At 47.6% G+C, this 3,899-nt stretch carries 4 protein-coding genes and 1 pseudogene; all 5 read right to left on the bottom strand.

The window, feature by feature from the left end:
* The coding region (locus tag JRF57_16225) for a helix-turn-helix domain-containing protein (GenBank protein ID MBW2305243.1) at positions 1–169 on the bottom strand (169 nt) is incomplete at its 3' end.
* Positions 162–509: a killer suppression protein gene (locus tag JRF57_16220; protein ID MBW2305242.1), complete on the bottom strand. Its 348-nt coding sequence runs from the start codon at positions 507–509 to the stop codon at positions 162–164. The genes JRF57_16225 and JRF57_16220, both read right to left, overlap by 8 nt.
* A gap of 38 nt (positions 510–547) precedes the next feature.
* Complete coding sequence (locus tag JRF57_16215; protein ID MBW2305241.1) at positions 548–778, bottom strand: hypothetical protein; 231 nt, start codon at positions 776–778, stop codon at positions 548–550.
* 19 nt (positions 779–797) lie between these two features.
* On the bottom strand, positions 798–2,792 hold the full coding sequence (locus tag JRF57_16210) for a putative DNA binding domain-containing protein (GenBank protein ID MBW2305240.1): 1,995 nt from the start codon (positions 2,790–2,792) through the stop codon (positions 798–800).
* A pseudogene (locus JRF57_16205) lies at positions 2,792–3,792 on the bottom strand (N-6 DNA methylase). Before JRF57_16205 ends, JRF57_16210 begins: the two are co-directional and overlap by 1 nt.
* Positions 3,793–3,899 lie beyond the last annotated feature (107 nt).

The raw sequence follows: 3,899 nt of genomic DNA, 5'->3' as shown, positions 1-3,899 counted from the left end.
TAATGGGTGACTTACCCTTGATGATCTCGTTAATGGTTTTTTTTGCCAGGCCGGTTCTGGCCGCCAATTCGGCCTGCGTCATCCCCAGACTTGCAAGATAATCTTCAAGGACCTCTCCCGGCGTTACAATATAATCCGGTACGTACTGGTTGGTATGTTTGTTACTCATGGGTGTCCTCCACCCCAAGAATCTTAATGGCGGTAACCAGGGACCAGTCCAAACCACCATCCTCATGCCTGGGAATCGGATTGTGGTCAGGAATAAAAATCAAGCGGTAGGGATGATCCAGGTCCATGGATAGTTGTCCTCGACGTCGTCCTTGTGTCAGTTCATGACATCGGCTTGGTCCGCTCTTTGGAGGCCAAAAATCCATAAGACTTGCGGCAGCCCTGAGTTCAGCCAAACGAATCCTAATTTTTCTCGCACGTTTGGTTCCGTGAATCTTTTCAAGCTGCTCCCCTTCGTTGAAGGACTTGGCCAACTTTTTATTCTTAAATGATATATTCAAACCAATCCCCAGTCAAGAAAAAAGATTAACCCGATTGGTTAATCTTTTTCAAATTTCATGGAAGACCTTTCTTCAATTCCCGCTGCCATATCAAACGCGATAATATCATAGCCCGAGTCTCCATATAATGTTTCAGTCCAATCTGGACAAAAATGGGATTCGAAAGGTGTTAGTTCACCCGTTAGGATGTCAATGAAGAAATCCTCCGGCGCGTCATCTTCGACAGCCTCCTGCGGCACTTCGGCAATGTCGTTGTCCAGATCGCTCATTTAAAAATCATCCTTTGTCTTATCTGCCATGTGTCGTATCCGATATTCGCCCCAATTCATCCCTGAAGCGCTTTTCATTGGGTAAAAGACTTATAGCTTGTTTATACGCATGGACCACCTCCCTTTTGGGAGCCCGTAACCAATTCAACACTCTGGCCAGATCACGCCATGCCCAAGCGTGGCGTGTTGGCGATGCATCCATTTGAACAACTCTTTCCAGAAGTTGTTTGGCCTCGGTCAACAAGCGCTTGTTCGCCTGCCGGCGATAGCCCCATGAGCCATGCCGGTTACGCCATATTTTTCTTGCCAAATCTATTTTAGTCTGAGCAAATTCATGCAATGCTCTAGGGTCATTTAGAATAGAATCACCCGCTTGCTCGAAATATTTGTGCGCAATCTCTTGATTTCCGAGCCTGCGTGCCAATATCGCTGTATCGAAGGCATCTGAAGCTGAAAGAATAGCAGGAAGGTCTTTCAATAATTCACGTGCTTTCTCTTCCTCTCCGCATTCAAAATACGCATTAACCATAACGTTGATAACATGAGATAAAAATGCTTCCGGAGCTTTGTTTCGGAACTCTTTGAAAACTTGTTCCGCTTTCGGCAGTTCCTGAGATTTACCGTACAGTCTTATGAGCTCACCTGCGAGCAGCGCTGAAGATGGGTTTGCCTTCCATGAATCTTCAAGGCGTTGTTTTGCCCCTTGAATATCTCCAACAGCCCGTAAATGAGCGACATCACGCAATGTTGAAATGGCTACATATTCAGGATGCGCGGGGAGAGTTGCCCTGAAAAAAGTACGGCCTTCATCAAAATCGAAAACTGGTTCGGGAGAACCATTTTCCCGCATGGCCCGGAATATCTTGGGAAGACCAGTTCCTCTTCCCTCTGCTAAACGCAGCTCTTTCAGGAATTCCCCTATACGCCTGTTTCTGGCCGGGACAGGCGGGACACTTGCTCCCGGCCTCAAATGCTCTAATTGAATCCCAGGGACCGGACCTGGATAACTTATAATCTCCATCCGGTCAGGATAGAGGTAGACCTTTATGGGCTCATTTATTCCCTCATACCCCCTGTGATAAACGGCATTCACAATGGCCTCATCCAGTGCTGGAATAGGATAGCTCACCCAGCCCCGGACGCGAATGTCAGTTCCAACCTTTTCCAGATGCGTTGTCGATAAATTTTTCAGGTAGTTCAAGCAGTCTCGAATTTGCTCATGAATCGGACCCTTGAATATGCGCTCCTCCTGAACATCGCCGGATGCGTCTCCGGCAAATTGAACAACTTCTATCCGCGCCCCAGGAAACCACTGTTCTGGATCTTCCGAGAAAAATAATAATCCGACATTTATCGGTACATCATATCCATTAACAGGGGCCGCTATCCTCAATTTTCGGTATAATTCTTTTGTGTCGGGCTCATCCAACAAACCACTTCGAATATCGCGAAGGAATTCACGAACCTTTGATTCCCTCAAATCTTCTACTTTAGCATGTAAAGCCCTCCTGCTATCAAAAGGCACACGAGCCGTCATGTGCAGAAGCTGATCAAGCACTCCGTTTTTGGCAGCATCAACTGTTTCACTCCCTATTCGAACCCAATATTTCTTCTCTCCTTTCTTTCCATCGGGAGCTTTATGGGGGCGCACATCACTACCCGGCACCCAAATAACCAATATATCTTTTCCATTTGGCCTCTCTGGAGAAATAACTGGTTGATATTCAGGGTCAATACGATTACAATTCCCGCGAATCCACTTTTGTATGTCATCCAATTGTTCAGAGGGAATCCCTTTGGGAGGGAGAATGGCACTGCCATTTTCCTCGGCGACGCCTATAACAATATATCCACCATTTAAATTCTGTAGATCATTGGCAAAGGCGCAAATGGTTTTCAAGATTTGATATGCCGTTGTTTCTTCATCCCAGGAAGCCTTGAATTCGACACGGGCTGACTCTACTCCTCTCAAATAGAGCAAATCATCTATATTTATTGTTAAAATTGAACTCATCTGTCGTGCTCCTTGAGAAATTCGGTGGTGTTTTCGTGTCCAGGCTGGGTGTCCTGTTCTTCGCGAAATTTCTTCAGCATATGGCCGAGAGTCGCCACCAGAAAGCCCCCGGTACCGCAGGCCGGGTCAAGAACACGCTCGTCCTCTTTCGGGTCGAGCATCTCAACCACCAGCTTCACCACACCGCGAGGCGTGAAATACTGGCCCCGGTCACTGCGTAGGTTCGTACCCACGATTTCTTGATAGGCCACACCCTTGGCGTCCACGTCGGTACGAGTGAAGTCGTACTTGGCCAGCTCCGAAACGATAAATGCCAAGGCGCGGTCCGATAGGGTGATCTCTTCATTGCCCCGGAAGATATTTTTGTATTGTTTTTTGACCTCAGAGAAAAGGCTGTCAATGCGCTTACGAATTTCTTTGCGGCCTTTGTCTTCGAACTGTTCCCTCGGCCCGGCCCAGAAACGACGTCGCCAGGCCCTGGCGCTGTTTTGCTCGAAGGCTTTCGTCGTGCATCTTGCAAAATATGAGATAAAGGAACTGCCAGAAAGCGGCATCTTTCGGCATTCCTTCGTTGCCATGGATGAAGTTGTGACAGCGGCGGAAAGTGACCTTGAGCATTTCATTGTCAGCCACACGGGTGTGGGCATCGGATACCACATCCTTGGTGCCGATTGACTCTTCCGCCATGGGCCAATCGCCAATGGGATTGCACTTGGTTTCGAAGCGCTTTTGTTTCTTCTCAAGGAAAAAGAATTCCAGAACGTTGGTCCACAGACCATATTGAATGGCTTCGACTTCACGCATGATGTTTTCAAGACCATCGAGATCCGCCGCAGCCTGTTTGAAATCGCGAATGCGGACCGCGTTTTTGCCAACCTTAGGCTTCAGGACCACAGATGACTACGCGGCTGAGATTCTCCAGAGTATGTTCCGAGCCATGGTGGAAGATGGCGACGTCCACCTTCTTGCGCCCCCCGACAGAAAAATTATTTTGGTTCATCCGACTAAAGCGTACTTTTGAAGTTGCAATGTAGTGGACATACTGATTTCCTTTTTGATGACCAACAAATAATCAAGGAGGAATTCAAGCATGTCCACAAGTCTACT

The sequence above is a fragment of the Deltaproteobacteria bacterium genome, assembly GCA_019310525.1.
Classification (GTDB): domain Bacteria; phylum Desulfobacterota; class DSM-4660; order Desulfatiglandales; family HGW-15; genus JAFDEE01.
This window is presented reverse-complemented; position numbering and strand designations above follow the sequence as displayed.